Below are 18,998 nucleotides of genomic sequence, written 5' to 3'. Positions count from 1 at the left end.
ACTATAACCAGTTATTGGCTTTGTACCACTTAACTGTATCAATTAATCCCTTTTCAAGATTAAACTTAGGTGCATAGCCAAGATCCTGCTTTGCGCTGTCAATATTGCAAGCCCAGTTAATAGCAGTAAGCTCTGCCATCTTTTCTTTATTTAAGGTAGGCGTATTCTTACTGTTTAAATAAATGAAATCCATAAATGAAGCCATAGCTCCAACAACAGGTACGGGTAAATGGAACTTAAAAGTTCTTTGCTTTAGTGTCTTTTTAACCAGTTCAGCAAGCGCATAACGATCGTAAACATTGCCGTCCGAAATATTGTATTGCTTTCCATTAATCTTAACAAAAAGAGAATTTACAATAACATCAGCAAGGTCTTTTACATAAATGAAGCTCAGCTGCTGTTTAAAACTGCCTATGTGAGGTTCCAGACCTCTGCTTATACTTTTAAATAGAATAAAAATATCCTTTTCACGAGGGCCATACACCGCTGTGGGGCGAATGGTGATCAGCGGCAGACCCGGAATTTCAGATAAGTATTTTTCGGCAAGTAATTTACTTGTTCCATAATTAGTTACCGGATGGGCAGGAGTATCCTCTTTAATTTCCTTACTAAGATCAACCAACGGACCCAAAGCAGCCAGACTACTCACAAAAACAAACTTTTCTAGTCTGATACTGGCAGTAATTGCGGCAACAGCAAGGTACTCGGTAAACTCAGCATTTATCTTATTGTATTCCGCTTTTGTTTTAGCTTTGGTAATACCGGCAGCATGAATAATATAGTTGAACTGATGTTCTTCGAGCTGAGATCTTAAATTATCTACAGAGCTATAGTCCAGGTCAATATACTTAATGTCAAATACACTCAGGTGACTTTTATTACTGCTTTTGCGAACAGCAGCATAAACCTCTAAGCCAGACTGTATTGCTTTCTCAATAAGATGATAACCCACAAAACCTGTAGCACCGGTAATTAATACCCTTTTACTCATATGGCTTTCTCGTAGATCCTGTATTTTTTATAAGGATCGCCTTTGATGGCAATAATTGCATTATTAACAAGATCGTTATGCTCTAATGTCCATCCCGCCTCAGCGTATTCGAACTTTTTAGCTTTGTAAGATTTAATGATACTACCATAAATACAAGCTTCGATGCCCATTTTACGATAACCATCAACAACGCCCAGAAGTAAAATTCTTATTCCTTTAACGTTTTTCTTACCAAATAATAATTTAAATATACCTGTAGGAAGGAGCCTTCCTTTTTTAATTTTAATCTGGATCTGGTTCATGTCCGGAATGGCAGCGCCAAAACCAACAAGTTTACCATCTTGTTCTGCAACAAAACAAAAATCAGGATCAAGTACCAGTTTAAGATCTTTAGCCTGATAGTCAAACTCCTCATCATTTAATGGTACAAAGCCAGCATTTTTATCCCATGCTTTATTGTAAACCTCACGCAGGTTGGCCGCTTCCTGTTTAAAGTTCTTCATGTTGATCTTACGGATGGTGATGTTATTCCTATTCAAACGCTCCTCTAACCTGTCCATAAGTTTTACAGAGCGGTCGTCGTAATTATCACCATTAAATTTCCAGGCAATAAGATCTACCTTCTTTTTCAAATCCCAGCCCTCCATTAAAGCAGAGTAGTAGGTTGCGTTGTAAGGCATCATAACAACCGGAGGAGAATCGAATCCTTCGATCAATAAACCACAAGATTCATTGGTAGAGAAGTTAACTGGGCCAATAATAGCGCCTGTTACACCTTTATCTTTTAACCATTTGGTTGCAGTATCAAATAATAAATTAGCAGCCTCCTGATCGTTTATGCAGTCAAAAAAACCGAAGAAACCATCATTTGCACTGTTAAAAATATTATAGTTATTGTTCAGTATAGCGGCAATTCTGCCTATGATTTTGTCTCCTTCGAAAAGCAAAAAACACTGCAATGAAGAGTGTTTATGAAAAGGATGTGTTGTAAGTAAGTCTCTTTGAGCTATAAAGAGCTCTGGAACATAATTCGAATCCCCTTTATAAAGGTCGTGAGGGAAATCAATAAACTGACCTAATTGCTTTTTATTGCTAACTGCAACTATGTTTCTCATATAGTTACCTGTGATAAATTAACTTTAACTTGTTTAGCAGCCGCTGCAATTTTTTCAACAGCTTCCTCTATCTGAGCAAAAGTATGTGTAGCCATTAACGAGAATCTTAAAAGAGAAGAGTCTGATGGTACAGCAGGCGAAACCACAGGGTTTACAAATATTCCGTTCTTGCTTAAAATATTGGTGATCAAGAAAGTTTTGTCGTTATCTCTGATGTAAACCGGAATAATCGGGCTATCAGTATGACCTATATCGAAGCCGGCGTCTAAAAGTAATTTCTTAGCATAATTTGTATTGGCCCAAAGCTGATCTATACGCTCAGGCTCAGACTCAATAATATCAAGGGCAGCAATAACACTTGCAACAGCCGAAGGTGGCATACTTGCACTGAACATCAATGAGCGTGCTCTGTGTTTCACAAATTCTATAGTTTCTTCAGATCCTGCAATAAAGCCGCCTAGCGAAGCTAATGACTTACTGAAAGTACCCATAATCAAATCAACCTTATCAGTTAATCCAAAGTGAGAAGCAGTCCCGGAACCATTAAAGCCGATTACACCTAAGCTGTGTGCATCATCCATCATAATGTTTGCGCCAAACTCATCAGCAATTTTTACGATCTCCGGTAAATTAACCAGGTCACCCTCCATGCTGAAGATACCATCGGCAACAATTAGTTTTGCAGCATCTTCAGGCAATCTGCTCAATTTCTTGCGCAAATCATCCATGTCATTATGTGCATATTTTATAGAACGTGAAAACGATAATCTGCTGCCATCAATGATAGAAGCATGGTCGTATTCGTCAAGAATTAGGTAGTCATTTCTATCAAGTAAACATGATATTACACCTAAATTAACCTGAAATCCTGTGCTAAAAAGAACGGCAGCTTCTTTACCTACATATGCAGCCAGTCTTTTTTCCAGTTCAATATGTATGTCAAGTGTACCATTTAGAAATCTTGATCCGGCACAACCAGTGCCATATTTATCAACTGCAGCTTTTGCTGCTTCTTTAATTTTTGGGTGATTTGTTAACCCTAGATAGGAGTTAGAACCAAACATCAGAACTCTCTTCCCATCTATCATCACTTCCGTATCCTGTGCTGATTCTATTGCTCGGAAGTAAGGATATAAGCCTTTTTCCTTAATTGCTGAAGCATCTTTAAAAGCTGCTATCCTATCTTGTAATTTTTTGCGCATGCTAGTACTATATGTTTAGATTACAGGGTTGGTTATTGTTGATGTCGGTTTATGTTCCAAGAAATGATTCCTAAATCTATATAATCCCCTTTTGTAATTAGTTTGAAAAATCAACATCTATGCCAATTAAAAAAAACTTCTCAAATCTAAGATCATAAATACAGAAAACAAAACTTGAACTCAACCAAGTTTGAATATATTAATTTTTAAAACAAAAATTACAATTTTCTTATAATTTTAATTCGAATAGCTCCGAATTATTAAGAAAAAAATTGCTTTTTGCAGGCCAAAGATAATGATTTTTATAATCCTACACTCTGACTTCAATAGTATTTTAGTCAAATGAAACTCTTTTTTTTTGCCTACCGCTGTTTGCAGGTGAACAGCAGACTCCGTAATACCGCATTTTAGGCCGTCTGGATTGAGTTTGTTCATAACACCTCGTCATTCTGAGCTGTCGTCATCTCGACGAAATTTTATGCTAAATCTATTTTATGTTACCAACGACTTCCAGACGAGTATTGAACGGCTTTGCAACGACTCTGAAGGCCTTTTGTCAATTAAGTATCTTTTTAAAGTGATATAGGAAACGGATGAAGGGCGAGGATGCATTAAAAGGAAACAGGGATGAATCTGGCGATTATCCCTGTTATTAATAGATGGTTGGTCCACCACAGACCAACCTAAACCAAACAAACTGATCATATAACGAGCGATATTGTTAATTTGTTTTCAACGAAAAAAATAAAAACAATTTCATGACAAATCCCCCTTATTGTATAACGTTTTATCATGTAACGTAATTGATAAAAACCTAAAACGATGCTGTAGAAACGTTATATTAGTACTTATTGTTCATATTTTAATTATTTACCTATGGATCAGAAAATCATCAATTTATACGATGAATACACCCACAGCAAACTGAGTAGGAAAGAATTCATGAAAAAGCTGGCTATCATTACCGGAAGCACAGCTATAGCCTTAACAGTATTACCTTTACTTGAAAACAATTATGCATCAGCCTCCAGTTTTAATGATAACAGCATTAGTACCGAAAACATTACCTATCCTGGTGCAGATGGTGATGTAAAGGCTGTGCTGGCAAAGCCAAAGGACAAAAAGAACCTGGGTTGTGTACTTGTTATTCACGAAAACAGAGGGCTAAACCCTCATATTATAGATGTAACCAAAAGAGTAGCTGCCGAAGGTTTTATTGCTTTAGGAGTGGATGCCTTATCGCTATTCGGCGGAACACCCTCGGATGAGGATAAAGGCCGGGAGCTGATCGGAAAGCTGGATCCGGCAAAAAACTTGCAGAACTATCTGAAAGGACTTGAATATTTGAGAAGCAGGAAAGATGGAAACGGAAAAACCGGATGTGTTGGTTTTTGCTGGGGCGGGGGCATGGCAAACAAACTTGCAGTAAGCGATCCTAAGTTGCTTGCAGCAGTTGCATACTATGGAGCACAGGCAGCCGCAGAAGATGTTCCTAAGATAAAAGCCAGTGTAATGCTTCATTATGGTGGACTCGATGAGCGTATAAATGCGGGAATTCCGGCTTATGAAGCAGCTTTGAAAGAAAATCATATAGATTATAAAGTCTATATTTATGAAGGCGTAAATCACGCTTTTAATAACGATACTTCGCCGACCAGATACAATGAAGCGGCTGCTAAACTGGCCTGGCAAAGAACAATATCTCTGTTTAAAGCTAAATTAAGCTAGGTTCGATTTGTCGGTTATAATTATTTAAGAAAAAAGTAATGTTTTTTTACAATTAATAAAACAAAATTTTCTCTTGGGTGTTATGAAAAATATTATATAATTATACTTATAACTGACACTAGCATTGGAATTTAAGCGAAAAATGCTTAACTTTGTGCAAATTTTTAGAAATTAATGAAGATATTTATTACAGGCCTTCCTTTAGAAGTGGGGGAAGATGAATTAACAGCCGTATTTGGTGATTTCGGTCAAGTAAAATCACTAAGGATTATCAAAGATCGCGAAACTGGTCAGAGTCGTGGGTTTGGTTTTGTGGAAATGCCGGTAGAAGAAGAGGCAAAAGAAGCAATCAAACGCATGAATGGCGGCGATTACAATGGTAACCGTATCAAAGTTGCTGAAGCACAAGAAAAACCAAATACTGGTGGTGCTGGTGGTGGTGGCTTTAAACGCAATAACCGTACAGAAAAAAGCTATTAATTAGCTTTTTTATTAAAATTAGTTACTGATTCTATTTTAATATACTAGAGCAGCAGTGGTGACATGCGTCATTTATTGCTGCTTTTTTATTTTAAAAAAATTACCTGCTAATTCATTAGATTAGTAGAATGAACGTGGACTATATTGCTTTATCGGTTCCTATATTCTTTATTCTGATAGGAGTAGAGCTAGCTTATTCTTTCTATAAGAAGTTAAACTATTACCGCTTAAACGATTCCATTTCCAATTTAAGCCAAGGCATTGGTCAGCAGGTAACAGGCGTTTTCATGAAAACAGCGCTCTTCTTTGGCTACATGTATATTTTTGAACATTGGCGGTTATTTGATCTTCCGCAAACCATATGGGTCTGGATCATACTTTTCATTGGGGTTGATTTTTTCTACTATTGGTTTCACAGAATGAGCCATCAGGTAAACGCACTCTGGGCAGCTCACATTGTACACCACCAATCTGAAGAATATAACCTTACCGTAGCTTTAAGGCAATCCTGGTTTCAGGGATGGTTTTCATGGGTGTTTTATTTACCTCTGGCTTTTATTGGGTTTGATCCGATCATGTTCCTCACCTTAAGTGCTTTTAATACTTTATACCAGTTTTGGATTCATACCAGAGCTATAAAAAGTATGGGACCATTAGAATGGATTTTAAATACACCTTCTCATCACCGAGTGCATCATGGTTCCAACCCAAAATACATTGATAAGAACCATGCAGGTACTTTAATTATCTGGGATAAAATTTTTGGTACCTTTCAAAAAGAAGAAGAAGAGGTGTACTATGGCATAACCACTCCATTGGCCAGCTGGAATCCTATCTGGGCAAACGTACATTACTGGAGTGAACTTTGGAATACCGCAAAACAAAGCCCTAAATGGAGCGATAAAATAAATGTATTTCTTAAGCCACCCGGATGGTTCCCAGCGCATTTGGGTGGCTTTAAACCGGCAAAGGATATTGATCCTGCCAGTTATGCAAAATACAATCCTGAGTTTCATCAGAAATTCTCCGGATATGTGCTTTTGCAATTTTTGATAGGCTTAGCCACAGGATCAGCCATTTTGTTTTTAAATGCAACCTTGCCTGCAACACCCTTAATAAGTGGTTCTGTGTTTTCAATACTTACACTATTAACCTGCGGTGCATTGCTCGAAGAAAAGAAATGGCTCATTTATTTTGAATACTGCCGACTCCTATCAGGTATTTTAATAATTTTGCTGCTTAATTTCCCTATTGGGTACCAGGTGATATTTGCGGGCTTACAAATCGTTTCATTAGTCTGGTTCTATAATCTTAACAAACTGAATACCCATGCTCAAGAAGTACCTGAAGTTTAACCTCATATTTGCCCTGATTTTTATACTGCAGCTTGTGGCAGAGTATTACGAGCTTTCGGCTTTAAAATACATTACAAAACCACTCATCGTTATCTCTTTACTTATCATGTTTGCAATAAGTACCAAACTAAAAGGTCGCTTTCATAAACGTTTGTTTACAGGCTTGGTTTTTGGCCTTATAGGCGATGTATTGCTTATGCTGGTATGGAAAAACGAAGCTTTTTTTACCTACGGACTAATTGCTTTTTTACTTTGCCATATCTTTTATATCCGCGCATTTTATCTTGATTTCTCGTCTGCACCCCAATTAGATAAAAAAGGAGCAAGGATCGCCATTGCGCTTTGTGCTGTGTTCAGTATCAGTTTTTATGTTTACATCAGGCATGGGCTTGGCGCAATGAAACTACCGGTTATGGTTTATACTTTTGTGATCAGTTTAATGATGATGATGGCAGCGTTCAGAAACATGAGGGTAAATAAAATCAGCTTTAACCTGATTCTTTTTGGCGCAATATTTTTCCTGATCTCTGACTCAACACTTGCTTATAATAAGTTTGTTAAGGGCTTTGATCTTGCAGGATTGTTGATTATGGCAACTTACATGATCGCGCAATATTTGATTACCATAGGAGGCATCGAGCGTCAGCTTGTAAAAAGAGAAGATTAGTTCTTTTCCTTTTCTTTTTCCAACACAGTGAAATGCTGTACCAGCCTTTCGCCATTCTCATCAACGAGTGTTAAAATATGTTTGCCAGGCGCCGGACTAACAGCCAGCTGATGATAATTCTTGGTTGTGGCAACATACTCATTATCAATATGCCAGTAAATCTTAGCGCTAGCGTTTCTGTGGGTAGCATTTAACACAATTTTCCCTCTGGTGCCATCAAACTCAACAGGAATATAAACCGTGGCGTAGTTTCTTGGATAGATCATTTCCATTACAAAGTTATTCCCGGCATCGCCGCAACCAGGTTTAAATGGAGGCAGCTCCTTATAATCACTATTTTTGATCTTATAATAATATTCCATAGACGGAGGTAAAATAAACCACGATTTATGCACCATGGCAGATGGCGCTTCGCATTCATCGGTTACCCTGTAAGTTCCTGTACGGTCCAGATGGACCATTTTATGGTAGGGGCAAAGACCTGTTTTTTCACCTGCCGGAGAAACCAGCTGTATCACTTTATCAGTGCAATATTCGCCAGCTTTATAGCCACTTTCTTTGCAAACCACAATTTTCTTAAGTTTACTTGTAGGGGTTTTAAACCATTTAACAACAGGTAATTGCTTAAAAATATCAAACATAACAGGAGCAGCAGCATCTATACCGGTTAAGCCCGGTCGGCCTTCGCCATCGGCATTGCCAACCCAAACGCAAACTACATAGTTCGGATTAAGTCCAACTGCCCAGGCATCCCTGAAACCGAAACTGGTACCTGTTTTCCATGCCAATCGCTGCGAAGAGGAAAACTGTTCCCATAAACCTTCCTCGCCCGGCCTCATTAACTCCTCCATAGCATTAAATGCATTCCAGATAGAACCATGATCAATGGCTGAGTTTACTTCAGTCTCAAACTCATCAAAACGTTTATCCCGCTGTTCGTTCACATACAAAGGCTCATCGTAATCATGCGGATTGTACCTGCCTTTATAATCATTAAAATGGTTAAGCGTTCTGGCCATTCCCATATAAGTTCTTGCCAGGTCCCACATCGTTACCTCGCTGCCACCAAGAATAAGTGAAAGCCCATAATGATCGGCTGGTTTGTTTAGCGTAGTAAAGCCCAATTGTTTAAGCTTATCATAAAACCTTTGGTACTTATAGTTCTGCAGCATTTTAACCGCAGGGATGTTTAGAGAGCGGCTCAGCGCTCTATCGGCTTGTATGGCACCATCGTAGCCCATATCATAATTTTGGGGCGAGTAGCCGCCTATTTGGGTGGGTATGTCGGCTATTAAAGTTTTAGGAAGTATAAAGCCATCATTTAACATACTGGCGTACAGAATGGGTTTTAATGTACTTCCCGGACTCCTTGGTGCCTTAATCATATCCACATGACTTTCCAGTTCGGTGTTTTCCGGTTGGTAGATGTTGCCAACATAACTAAGTACAGTACCTTTTTTTACATCTAAAACCAATGCTGCAATGTTGTTAATGTCGTTTGCCCGATATCGGTTGTTGTAGCGCTTCAGCAAACTGCTTACCCGTAGTTGCAAATCATAATCAAGTGTAGAAGTGATCCTTGTAGATCCTGTTTTTAAGGCCGACCGCTCTGCCTTAAATCTGTTAAGTAAATGCGGTGCGTTTTGAGGCAGTTGTTGTGGCTTGCCCGGAATAGGCTCCAGCTTAGATAGATTGGCGGTTGATTGGTCTATGATTTTTAATACCGCTAATTTATCCAGCAGATCGTTCCGTTTTTTAATCAGTCGGGGAGAGTTTTTGCCAGGGTGTACCAGTGACGGGCTGTTTGGTAGCACAGCCAGTGTAGCCATCTCTCCCCAGGATAAACTTTCGGCACTGCGGCCGAAGTACCTCCATGCTGCAGCATCCAATCCAACCACGTTACTCCCAAAGGGGGCGTTGCCGGCATAGAGCTTTAAAATTTCTTTTTTTGAATAGCTGGCTTCTAGTCTGATAGCCAGGATAACCTCTATTAGCTTTTGCCAAACTGTTCTGCTTTCGCGTCTGGATAGCCTGATCACCTGCATGCTTATTGTGCTTCCGCCACTTACCACACTTTTGGCTTTAAAGTTTTGGCGCATAGCTCTTGCCATAGCAATAGGATCTACACCGGGGTGGTAATAGAAACGTTTATCTTCAAAAGCGACCAGACATTGCGCAAATTTCTCTGGTATGGTGTCGGCTACAGGGAAACGCCATTGCCCATCTTTAGCAATAGAAGCGCTTAATAAATCGCCATTTGAAGCTTCTACAACATATGAGGTAGGGCTTACAAAAAGCTTTGAAGGCAAAGAAAATAGGAATATAAGTAGTAAAATGAGGAAAACAACATCCGTCATCCAGAGCGCAGCGAAGGATCTCTTGTTGTTGCTATTCAAGAGATCTCTCCTTTGTCGAGATGACGGAAGTCCGGTTTCAGGAAGTCCTGTTTTGGTTAATTTACAACTACTCACTTACTTTATACCTACCCACTTGCTTATTTAATAACCTGCACCCATTTTCCTGCTTCTGTTGCACTTATGCTGTTGTTATACATTGCTTCGCACTGAACAGCCGATAAATAGTACCTACCAATATAAGATGCATTTAAAAGCACTTTATAAATAACCGTTTCGTTCTCACGCAGGTTAAAATAAGTAAACACACGATCATCTCTAATATCCCTGTAAGTATATGGCGATGAAGCAATGATGCTTTCATTGTCATTTACGCGGGTATTAATGATTTCCCATCCCGATGGGAAGATCTGTGTAAGTGCCATTTGCTCATAATATCCACTCTTACCAGGATTTTTAACCACAACTTCAGCATAAAAGTCTGTGCCTTGTTTCAAAGTAGTAGGATCCAACACCTTGCCATTAAGTAATTTATAGCTGATACTCATGTCTAACAGATCAGGGTTGTTCGGTTGAAAATTATTTTGTCCGGCCGAAGGTTGCCCCTGTAAAATCAAACGGGCAAACAACACCCTGTCGCTGGTATTGGTAACAGCCACATTGCCTTTAAATGCCAGTGGCGTGCTAACAATGTACTGGTTTGAATTTACATTGCCTTTTTTACCATCAATAGTATAGCTGTATTTAAGGTTATTTGATGAAGAATTTACACCACAAAACTTTGCGATGCCTAGTAAACTGTAAGCCGTAGTTTGTGTACTGTACCAATCATCTTTACCTAATCTGGCAGCTACCGACTGCAATAACTGCGCTGCTGTACCTTTACGGCCCAATAGAGTCAGTGTTTCCAATATCATGGCCTCATCTCTTAAATCAGAACCATAAGTGCCGCCTAGCTGATTGTAAGGTTTTATTTCAGTAGGTAAATCTTTTATCAGTTTATTGGCTGCATCTGCTTGTCCGGCAAGTTTATATGCGGCAGCCAAACGCCATTTTGCAGATACAGAAAGGTATTCAAATGCCCTTAATCTGTTCATTGCTGCTATCTCCGGTCTCTTGGCCAATGCAAGCACATATAACCTGTACGATTGAGAAAGATCACCACCATAAAAATTACTGCTATTTGGCGCCCAGTTATTGGCTTTTGTTTTTAAATAACGAACAAGTTCATCAATCATTCCTACTGGAAGGGTATATCCTGCATTTTGCGATTCCACAAGGAAATGCCCTGCATAATTGGTTCCCCACTCATCAGACGTACCTTCGCCCGGCCAGTAACTTAAACCACCATCAGTAGTCTGGAAGCCTTTCAACCTGTTAATACCCGCTTTTATGTTTCGCTCTGTATTTGCCTTTTGCTGTTCATTTAAAGCAGTTAATTGGTTAAGGAATAACTGAGGGAATACACCGGAAGTAGTTTGCTCTACACATCCATGCGGATATTGCATCAGGTAACTTAAGCGCTTTTTAAGATTGATAGGAGGTATAGACGAAAGCTCTATAGACCCTGAATTTGTACCAGCCATACCAATAGGCGCATAGTTTAACGACCAATTGGCACCCGGTTCAACTACTGCCGATACCACATTGGTAACAAACGGATTAGGATTACGAATGTCCATCTCTACATCATAAACAGCCTTCTCAGTACCGCTTTGTGCAATGATCTTAACCTTGGCAATACCTGTAACCTCAGGAGCCTTGATTTCGAAATATGCCATCTGTTCGCCTGGTTGTTTAAATCCAAGCTGTTGTGTTTTACTGCCAATTACCTGTAAATTCTGTGCCTGTAGTTGAACAGTTACGTTTTTAAGGTTATTTTCTGTAGCAAATACGGTTGTAGGTAAAGTAAAGCTTTCGCCCGGACCAATAACACGTGGTAAAGTAGCCAGCAGCATTAAAGGTTTTTTAACCTGTACAGATTTCTCTGCAAAGCCATAAGCACCATCTTGTCCGGCAACCACCATTGCTCTTACCGCGCCAATATATTGCGGAAGCGTAAACTTATGGGTTTTGCTTTCGCCTTTGCCCAATGCAAAAGGACCAAGATATTTTACCACAGGTACAAACCTGTTGGCTTTTGCCGGATTCAAATTCCTGTTTACACTGCCATCACCACCAATGCTTAAAATACGTTCCAGATTGCCGCCCCATGCACCAAGTACATAATCGAACAAATCCCATGTTTTAACACCCAAGCCTTCTCGGGCATAAAAAGCACTATGAGGATCAGGAGTTTTAAATCTGGTCAGGTCAAGCAAACCTTCATCTACAATGGCTATTGTATAGGTCATGGCCTTGCCATTTTGTTCCGCAACAGTAATGCTATTCTCTGTTTCAGGTTTAATCTTATCGGCCATTTTAATAACCGGTTTTAAGATCGTTTCAGGATCTTCAATAAGCAATGGAATAGCTCCATACATCCTTATTGGCAAATCATTTACCGTTTGGGCATGTGGCTGAAGCAAAGTAACCACGGCAAACACATTAGGCGCCATGTTCTTTTCGGCCTTAAAGGTAAATTGTGTTTGGCCGGCTTTAGTTTCTGTCCAGAAGGTTTTTAATACCCTGCTGCCATTTTCTATAGAGATTAATGCTCTGCCGCCTTTACCTGATGGAATGGTTAATACCACATCTTCGCCAACATTGAACTTGGTTTTATTGGCAGTAAATGATAGCATAGAGGCTTCGGTAGGGTTGTTGGCCTGTTCACGTTGTGCCCAACCCGGCCAGTCAACATATACAGATTTGCCGGTTACATGGCCACCATTTACATCGCGTACCAGAATCAGATAACGACCCCATTCCGGTTCATCTATTCTTAAATTCCAGCTTCCTTTACCGTTTGATAAAGTGATGCTTTCTTTTTTAACGAGTTTATTATAAGAGTTTTGGGTAAAGTTAGCATAGGAGTTCTGGTCGTCCTGATCCCACCACCAACGCCACTGTACTTTGTATAGCTCAACCTCAACAGTTTTGCCACCTTGTACCAGTTTACCGTTCCTGTCTACATTCACAATATTAACTTTATGATCCTTGTCGGTTACCAGCATTCCGCTTAATTTCTCACCATCAGGGGTTTTAATACCGTAATAGTTGTTGTAAACATGGTAAGGGATACTAAAGTTATCGATACTGAAATTACCGCCTGCTTCAAATACCTTAGTGGTAAAGTTTGCCTTAAGCATGCCCGGAGCAGTATTGTTTTCATTTAAACTGGTATTTACAACGGCAGTTCCATTCTCATTTAGTGTGCCTTCGAATATGGTTTTTACCTGCGATTGGAACACTACTGTAGGGTTATCAAAAGTATACTCATCAAAACCCTTAAAAGTAGTTTTCATGGTATTCAGATTCACATCAACCTTGGCTTTAAGGTTTTTGCCTACAGAACCAAATAACCAGTTTGCCGAAAGCGTGGCTGATGATGCACCGCCAACACCTAAATAGGTAGCATTACCGATATTGAAATTTATCTTTAGCCTGTTAGGCATAACGGTTTCAACCTTAATGGTTTTGCTGAAAACTGCACCACCTGCTTTTACCTTGGCCAGCCAGTTTCCGGTAGGAGCAGTATTTTCTGTAGCCGTTTTAAAAGCATAGAATCCATTTAATGGTTTACCATTGATGATTCTTTTAATTAATTGTCCCTGAGGGTTATATAATTCAAAAGTGACCGGATATCCGCCTGGAAGTTTCTTTAATTTATCTTCAAGAATAAAGGATACGAATATAGAATCGCCTGGTCTCCAAACGCCGCGTTCTCCATAAATGTAACCTTTCAATCCGTTCTGCACCACATCGCCGCCAACATCAAAGCGACTTAATGGAAGCGAACTACCATCATCCATTTTCAGATAGCCACGTTCATCGCCATTTTTAGCGATCAGTAAGAAGGGTTTTCTTTTCAGATCAAAGGTAGCCATACCATCGCCATCGGTTTTAACCGTGTGGATGATCTGACGCTGGTAATCTAACAGCTCCAAAGTAACACCGCTCATTGGTTTAGCGGTAAGCAGATCTGTAGTTACAACAAGCATACTGTTGTCGTTACCACGTTTGGCAATAAGACCAATATTCGAAGCCATTACATTTCTGCTGGCCCATTTGTCATTGGTATAATAGGATGGGGTACAAGGATTGTCACGATCTTCCCATCTGTAATTATTTGGATAATAACTGTTGTAACGCTCCCAGAACTCATCGTCCTCATCAATCTTTTCACCATAACCACGATAGCCGTCTTCATCAGAAGTTTCTTCATCGTTAGTTACTTCAGCACATTTAAATACATTGTACTCATTTCTGAAACCGATGGTTATGCGGTACATGGCACCAGGTTCAGTTTTAATCAGCTTATCAAGATCTAAGGTAAAACGGTTCTTTTTATGCAGATTAAGCGCTTTATCTTCATCTAAACGAATTGTTTTTTGTATCACAGGTTTACCAACACGACGAATCTCACCTCCATCTTTATAGCTGTTGGTTTGGAAGAACTGAGGGATATTATTTTCATAGATCTTGATAACCGTAACATCAACCGCCTTTAAATTGGTTGCTTCGAAAGGCAACACCAATTTACCGGAATTTGGAAGTATGGTACCACTGCCTGCAATAACCACCGAAGGCAGTTTGTTCTCAAAAACGATATTGGCAGTTTTTCCTGCTCCAAGTTTCTTTCCGTTGATATTTTCGATGCCAGAATTTACTGTAAGAGAATAATTGCCTTCTAAAGCCAGGGCTGAGTAAACTTTTACCTGACTGCCATCGATGGTAAACCTTAAATCAGATAAACCGCTTAAAGAGATTAAACCGGCCAGATCCTGAGCTACGCCTACAGGTTCAGAAAGCTGTACTAAGGCATAATCTTCGAGGTCTTGTACTGCTTTCATGTCCAGTACTTTAAATACGCCTTTGGCAGGAACAGCAACGGTTTGTTCGCCTTTGCTGTCGGCATTAATAGCCTCACCAGACCATTTTAAAGTTAGTTTTGTATCCTGACCAGCTTTTTTAATACTATCTATGGTAAAGGCAGAAGTGTTTTTCTCTGGATTATGCTGCCATTTAACTTTTAAAGTTTGCGGAAAATTTAGTGTTAATGCTTTTTCAATCGCCTTTGGGTCTTCCTGATCGGAGGTCGTAATCTCTCCCTTAAGCTTCATATAATCAAGAGAAGTGTTGTTTTGCGACACCAACCCATCCTGAGTTAAATTCATGCCGGGTTTGATCACTCTAAATCCGAACTCAAATTCTTCAAGGTCCTTTTCTGTTTCAGTAACCTTGCTCAAATCGAGATTGGCCTCATAGGTTTCGCCTGATTTTAAAGGCTCATCAGGTCTGAATTCGACTGTTTGCGCATCGATCCAGTAAGCTTTTCCTTTTACAGAAGGAGAGAAGCTAAACAAATCACGGGTGTCGGCAACGCCAACATCACTCATTGTTTTTACTTCACTGGCCAGATGCACCCTTATAAAACTCTTTTTAGAGATGGTTCCGGAAGTGTAAGCTTCTATATATTTAGAATATTTTTGGTTGTAGTCCTTAGGCTTTTCTTTTTTAAAGAGAAAAAAAGATGCAATTCCAGCTAGCAGAAAAGCAGTAATGCCAATAACCAGGGGTTTTTTATTCCTTTGGAAAAAGGAAGAGCGAGATGATTCCATAACACAGATATTTCATAATAAGATGTGTACGAAAATCAACAAAAATCATCGGAAACGAAAATAATTGTTATCCACAAGAGAAAAATGTTGTGGGAATACTTGCAGGTGGCTATTTAATCATTACGCCCGGCATATTAACTAGGGGAACACGGATTAGGTTTTCATCTACAATACTTTCTGGAAGGAAAATAAACTTTTTATCGTAGATGACCCCGTTGATGTAATAGCTTAACCAGTACTCATTTGTTAAGCCAAATACTTCGGTATCAATAGCTTCTACGCCGGCGAAAGACTTCGCTTTAATATCGCCCAGGAAGTGTCTTAATACCGATGTTTTTACCATTTTACCGTCTTTTTCTCCATAACCCTTAGAGCTGATTAATACGTTGTCAAGCGGGATATCTTTAAGATTGATCAGGTAAACGGTCCAGTTTTTTACTTCCGGGCTTTCGTTTTTTAGCACTACGGCCATTGCAACATCTTCAACTATATTTTCAGGAAGGTCTTTTTTCATGTTAAATTATGCAAATCGTCATCTCGAACATCGTGAGAGATCTCTTGAACTATATCTGAACAAGAGATCTCTCACGATGTTCGAGATGACGGGTGTATTAATTATGACAGGCGTACACCTACTTCTTCGCTACTGCTTTCTTTTTTGCAGGTGCTTTAGTTGCTGTTTTCTTTGCAGTGGTACCAGTTTTCTTTGCTGCAGCTTTCTTTGCTGCAGCTTTCTTGGTTTTAGGTTCAAAAGCATTAGGCACTTGCTCAACTATCAATTTTTTAACCTCATCTAAAGAAACTACTTCTAATTCCTCCTGAGTATATTTATCATTAGTAGCCGGGTTTTTACGCAGCTTAAGCATTTCTTTGCCGAAACGGATAAAAGGGCCCCATCTGCCATTTTCTATCGCAATTTTTTCTTCAGCCCATTGCTGAATAAATCTATTTGCTTCTTTTTCTAACTTTTTACCAATCAGTTCTTCAATGTCCGACTGTTTAAGGTTATCAAAATTATAAGCCTTAGGAACATTGATAAACAAATCATTCCATTTAATAAACGGACCGAATCTGCCTTTTCCTTTAGTAACTGGTAAGCTCTGGTAATGAGCAACAGGAGCATCGGCAGTAATTTTTTCGCCAATAATCTCTATTGCGCGATCTCTATCTATCGATAAAGGGTCCTCATTTTTAGGAACAGAGATGTAAGCATCGCCCCATTTAACATACGGACCAAAACGACCTACACCAACAGAAACCTCTTTACCTTCATAATCTTCAAGCTGAAAAGGCAATTTAAATTGCTCCAGAGCACTTTCTAAAGTAACAGTTGCTACAGATTGCGATTTAGATAAGCTCGCATAACGAGGTTTTTCTTCGTCGTCATTCTGACCAATTTGAACCAGCGGGCCAAATTTACCAACTTTAGCATATACATTTTTACCACTTACCGGATCAATACCCAATAAACGTTCACCATTAGCTCTGTCGGCTGTTTCTAAAGTAGTTTCAACCTCAATATGAAAAGGAGTATAGAAGGAGTGAAGCATTTTTGTCCATTCCTGTAAACCCTGTGCAATCTCATCAAATTCCTTTTCTACATTCGCAGTAAAGTTAAAATCTACGATTCCTTTAAAATGTTCAACCAGGAAGTCATTCACAACTTCGCCTATATCTGTAGGGAATAATTTACCTTTTTCGGCACCTGTTATTTCCGTTTTAATTAGCTTTTTAACAGAACCATTGTTTAAAACAATAGAACTAAATGAACGCTGACGGCCATCACGATCTTCCTTAACCACATAACCACGGTTTTGGATGGTTGAAATAGTTGGCGCATAAGTAGATGGTCTGCCGATACCAAGCTCTTCCAGTTTTTTAACCAAACTAGCCTCAGTATATCTTGCCGGTGGTCTGGAGAAACGCTCAGTTGCATTCATCTCTTTTAAAGTCAGTTCCTGACCTCTTACCAATGGTGGCAACATGCTGTTACCTTCTGAATCTTCAACATCCTCATCATCGCTTGATTCAAGATAAACCTTTAAGAAACCATCAAATTTCAAAACCTCACCCTCTGCAATCAAATTCTCTTTACGAGTGCTGATGCCGATCTGAGCTGTTGTTTTTTCAAACAAAGCCTCACTCATTTGTGAAGCAATGGCGCGTTTCCAAATCAACTCATATAAACGTTGTTCAGAGCTGTCGCCTGGTACAGTATGGTGATTAAAATAAGTAGGGCGGATGGCCTCGTGAGCCTCTTGTGCACCTGCAGATTTAGTTTTATATACTCGTAAGTGATGATATTTATCGCCATAGGCAGATTTTATTTCACTTGCAGCAGCTTGTAATGCGGTTTCCGATAAGTTCACTGAATCGGTACGCATATAAGTAATGCGTCCACTTTCATACAGCCTCTGAGCGATCTGCATTGTTCTTGAAACGGAGTAACCCAGTTTGCGGGAAGCCTCCTGCTGCAAGGTAGAAGTGGTAAACGGAGCTGCAGGATTACGCTTTGCAGGTTTTGTCTCCAAACTATCAACCGAAAAACCAGCATTGATACAGTCTGTTAAAAACTGTTCTGCATCTGATTCTTTCTCAAAACGCTGAGGTAGTTCTGCTTTTACAATTTCCTTACCTTTTCCGGTTGAAAACTGTGCTGTTATTTTAAATGCTGCTGAAGCATTAAATTTATTTACTTCTCGTTCTCTGTCTACAATTAAACGAACCGCTACCGATTGTACACGACCTGCAGAAAGTGATGGCTTGATTTTTTTCCATAATACCGGAGAAAGTTCAAAACCCACCAATCTGTCGAGCACACGACGAGCTTGTTGTGCATGAACAAGGTTATAATCAATTGTACGTGGAGTTTCTATAGCCTTTAATATAGCAGGCTTAGTGATTTCGTGAAAAACTATACGTTTTGTTTTGGCTTCTTTAAGTCCTAAAGTTTCGAATAAGTGCCATGAAATTGCTTCTCCCTCGCGGTCCTCATCGGATGCTAGCCATACCATTTCGGCTTCCTTAGCTAGTTTTCTTAATTCGGCAACAACTTGCTTTTTATCAGAAGGAACTTCATAGGTCTGAGCAAAATTATTAGAGATATCAATCCCCATATCCCCTTTAATTAAGTCACGAATATGACCGTAACTAGATTTAACAAGGAAATCTTTGCCCAAATACCCTTCAATGGTTTTCGCTTTCGCAGGTGACTCAACTATTAGTAAATTCTTCGCCATTCAGAACGTTTTTCTGCAAATAAAGCTATAAATAAGCCTAATTTCAAAATCCGATCTAATTTTTCTAACAAATTTATTTAAAAATGACCTGTTTTACCTGATAATGAGCAATGGCCGGAATGCTGCTTTTAGGGCATTAAATTAATT

At 39.3% G+C, this 18,998-nt stretch carries 11 protein-coding genes; 4 read left to right on the top strand and 7 right to left on the bottom strand.

Going from position 1 to position 18,998, the window contains the following annotated elements:
* Position 1: 1 nt before the first annotated feature.
* Genes AC1DDK_RS16355 through spt form a run of 3 tightly spaced genes read right to left on the bottom strand, consistent with a single transcriptional unit; the run spans position 2 to position 3,308 of the window.
* Positions 2–991: an NAD-dependent epimerase/dehydratase family protein gene (locus AC1DDK_RS16355; protein WP_172662998.1), complete on the bottom strand. Its 990-nt coding sequence runs from the start codon at positions 989–991 to the stop codon at positions 2–4.
* The gene (locus tag AC1DDK_RS16350; protein WP_288879366.1) at positions 988–2,106 is read right to left on the bottom strand and encodes a hypothetical protein; all 1,119 of its coding nucleotides are present in this window, start codon (positions 2,104–2,106) and stop codon (positions 988–990) included. The genes AC1DDK_RS16355 and AC1DDK_RS16350 overlap by 4 nt, the downstream gene beginning before the upstream one ends.
* A complete protein-coding gene (gene spt, locus AC1DDK_RS16345) occupies positions 2,103–3,308 on the bottom strand; it encodes a serine palmitoyltransferase (protein ID WP_048905335.1) in 1,206 nt (401 codons plus the stop codon). Before spt ends, AC1DDK_RS16350 begins: the two co-directional genes overlap by 4 nt.
* A gap of 876 nt (positions 3,309–4,184) precedes the next feature.
* Between spt and AC1DDK_RS16340 the strand changes: the two genes are divergently transcribed.
* From AC1DDK_RS16340 to AC1DDK_RS16325, 4 genes are all read left to right on the top strand, one after another.
* Positions 4,185–5,036, top strand: a complete 852-nt coding sequence (locus AC1DDK_RS16340) for a dienelactone hydrolase family protein (protein WP_288879365.1) — start codon at positions 4,185–4,187, stop codon at positions 5,034–5,036.
* Between the two features lie 174 nt (positions 5,037–5,210).
* Positions 5,211–5,516 carry an RNA recognition motif domain-containing protein gene (locus tag AC1DDK_RS16335; RefSeq protein ID WP_048905338.1) on the top strand — a complete coding sequence of 102 codons (306 nt, stop codon included), beginning with the start codon at positions 5,211–5,213 and terminating at the stop codon, positions 5,514–5,516.
* A 128-nt stretch (positions 5,517–5,644) separates the two neighbouring features.
* Positions 5,645–6,871, top strand: a complete 1,227-nt coding sequence (locus tag AC1DDK_RS16330; protein ID WP_172662994.1) for a sterol desaturase family protein — start codon at positions 5,645–5,647, stop codon at positions 6,869–6,871.
* Entirely contained in the window at positions 6,846–7,538 is a 693-nt protein-coding gene (locus AC1DDK_RS16325; protein WP_099438337.1) for a lysoplasmalogenase, read from the top strand. Before AC1DDK_RS16330 ends, AC1DDK_RS16325 begins: the two co-directional genes overlap by 26 nt.
* Here AC1DDK_RS16325 and pbpC read toward each other — a convergent pair.
* From pbpC to topA, 4 genes are all read right to left on the bottom strand, one after another.
* Positions 7,535–10,009, bottom strand: coding sequence for a penicillin-binding protein 1C (gene pbpC, locus AC1DDK_RS16320; RefSeq protein WP_317171727.1), 2,475 nt, complete (start codon positions 10,007–10,009; stop codon positions 7,535–7,537). The genes AC1DDK_RS16325 and pbpC overlap by 4 nt on opposite strands.
* A gap of 23 nt (positions 10,010–10,032) precedes the next feature.
* A complete protein-coding gene (locus AC1DDK_RS16315) occupies positions 10,033–15,612 on the bottom strand; it encodes an alpha-2-macroglobulin family protein (protein ID WP_337716271.1) in 5,580 nt (1,859 codons plus the stop codon).
* 109 nt (positions 15,613–15,721) lie between these two features.
* Entirely contained in the window at positions 15,722–16,126 is a 405-nt protein-coding gene (locus tag AC1DDK_RS16310; RefSeq protein WP_172662992.1) for a hypothetical protein, read from the bottom strand.
* A gap of 118 nt (positions 16,127–16,244) precedes the next feature.
* Entirely contained in the window at positions 16,245–18,851 is a 2,607-nt protein-coding gene (topA, locus tag AC1DDK_RS16305) for a type I DNA topoisomerase (protein ID WP_337716269.1), read from the bottom strand.
* Positions 18,852–18,998: the final 147 nt, after the last annotated feature.

The organism is Pedobacter sp. 05T44, from assembly GCF_056395985.1.
This window is presented reverse-complemented; position numbering and strand designations above follow the sequence as displayed.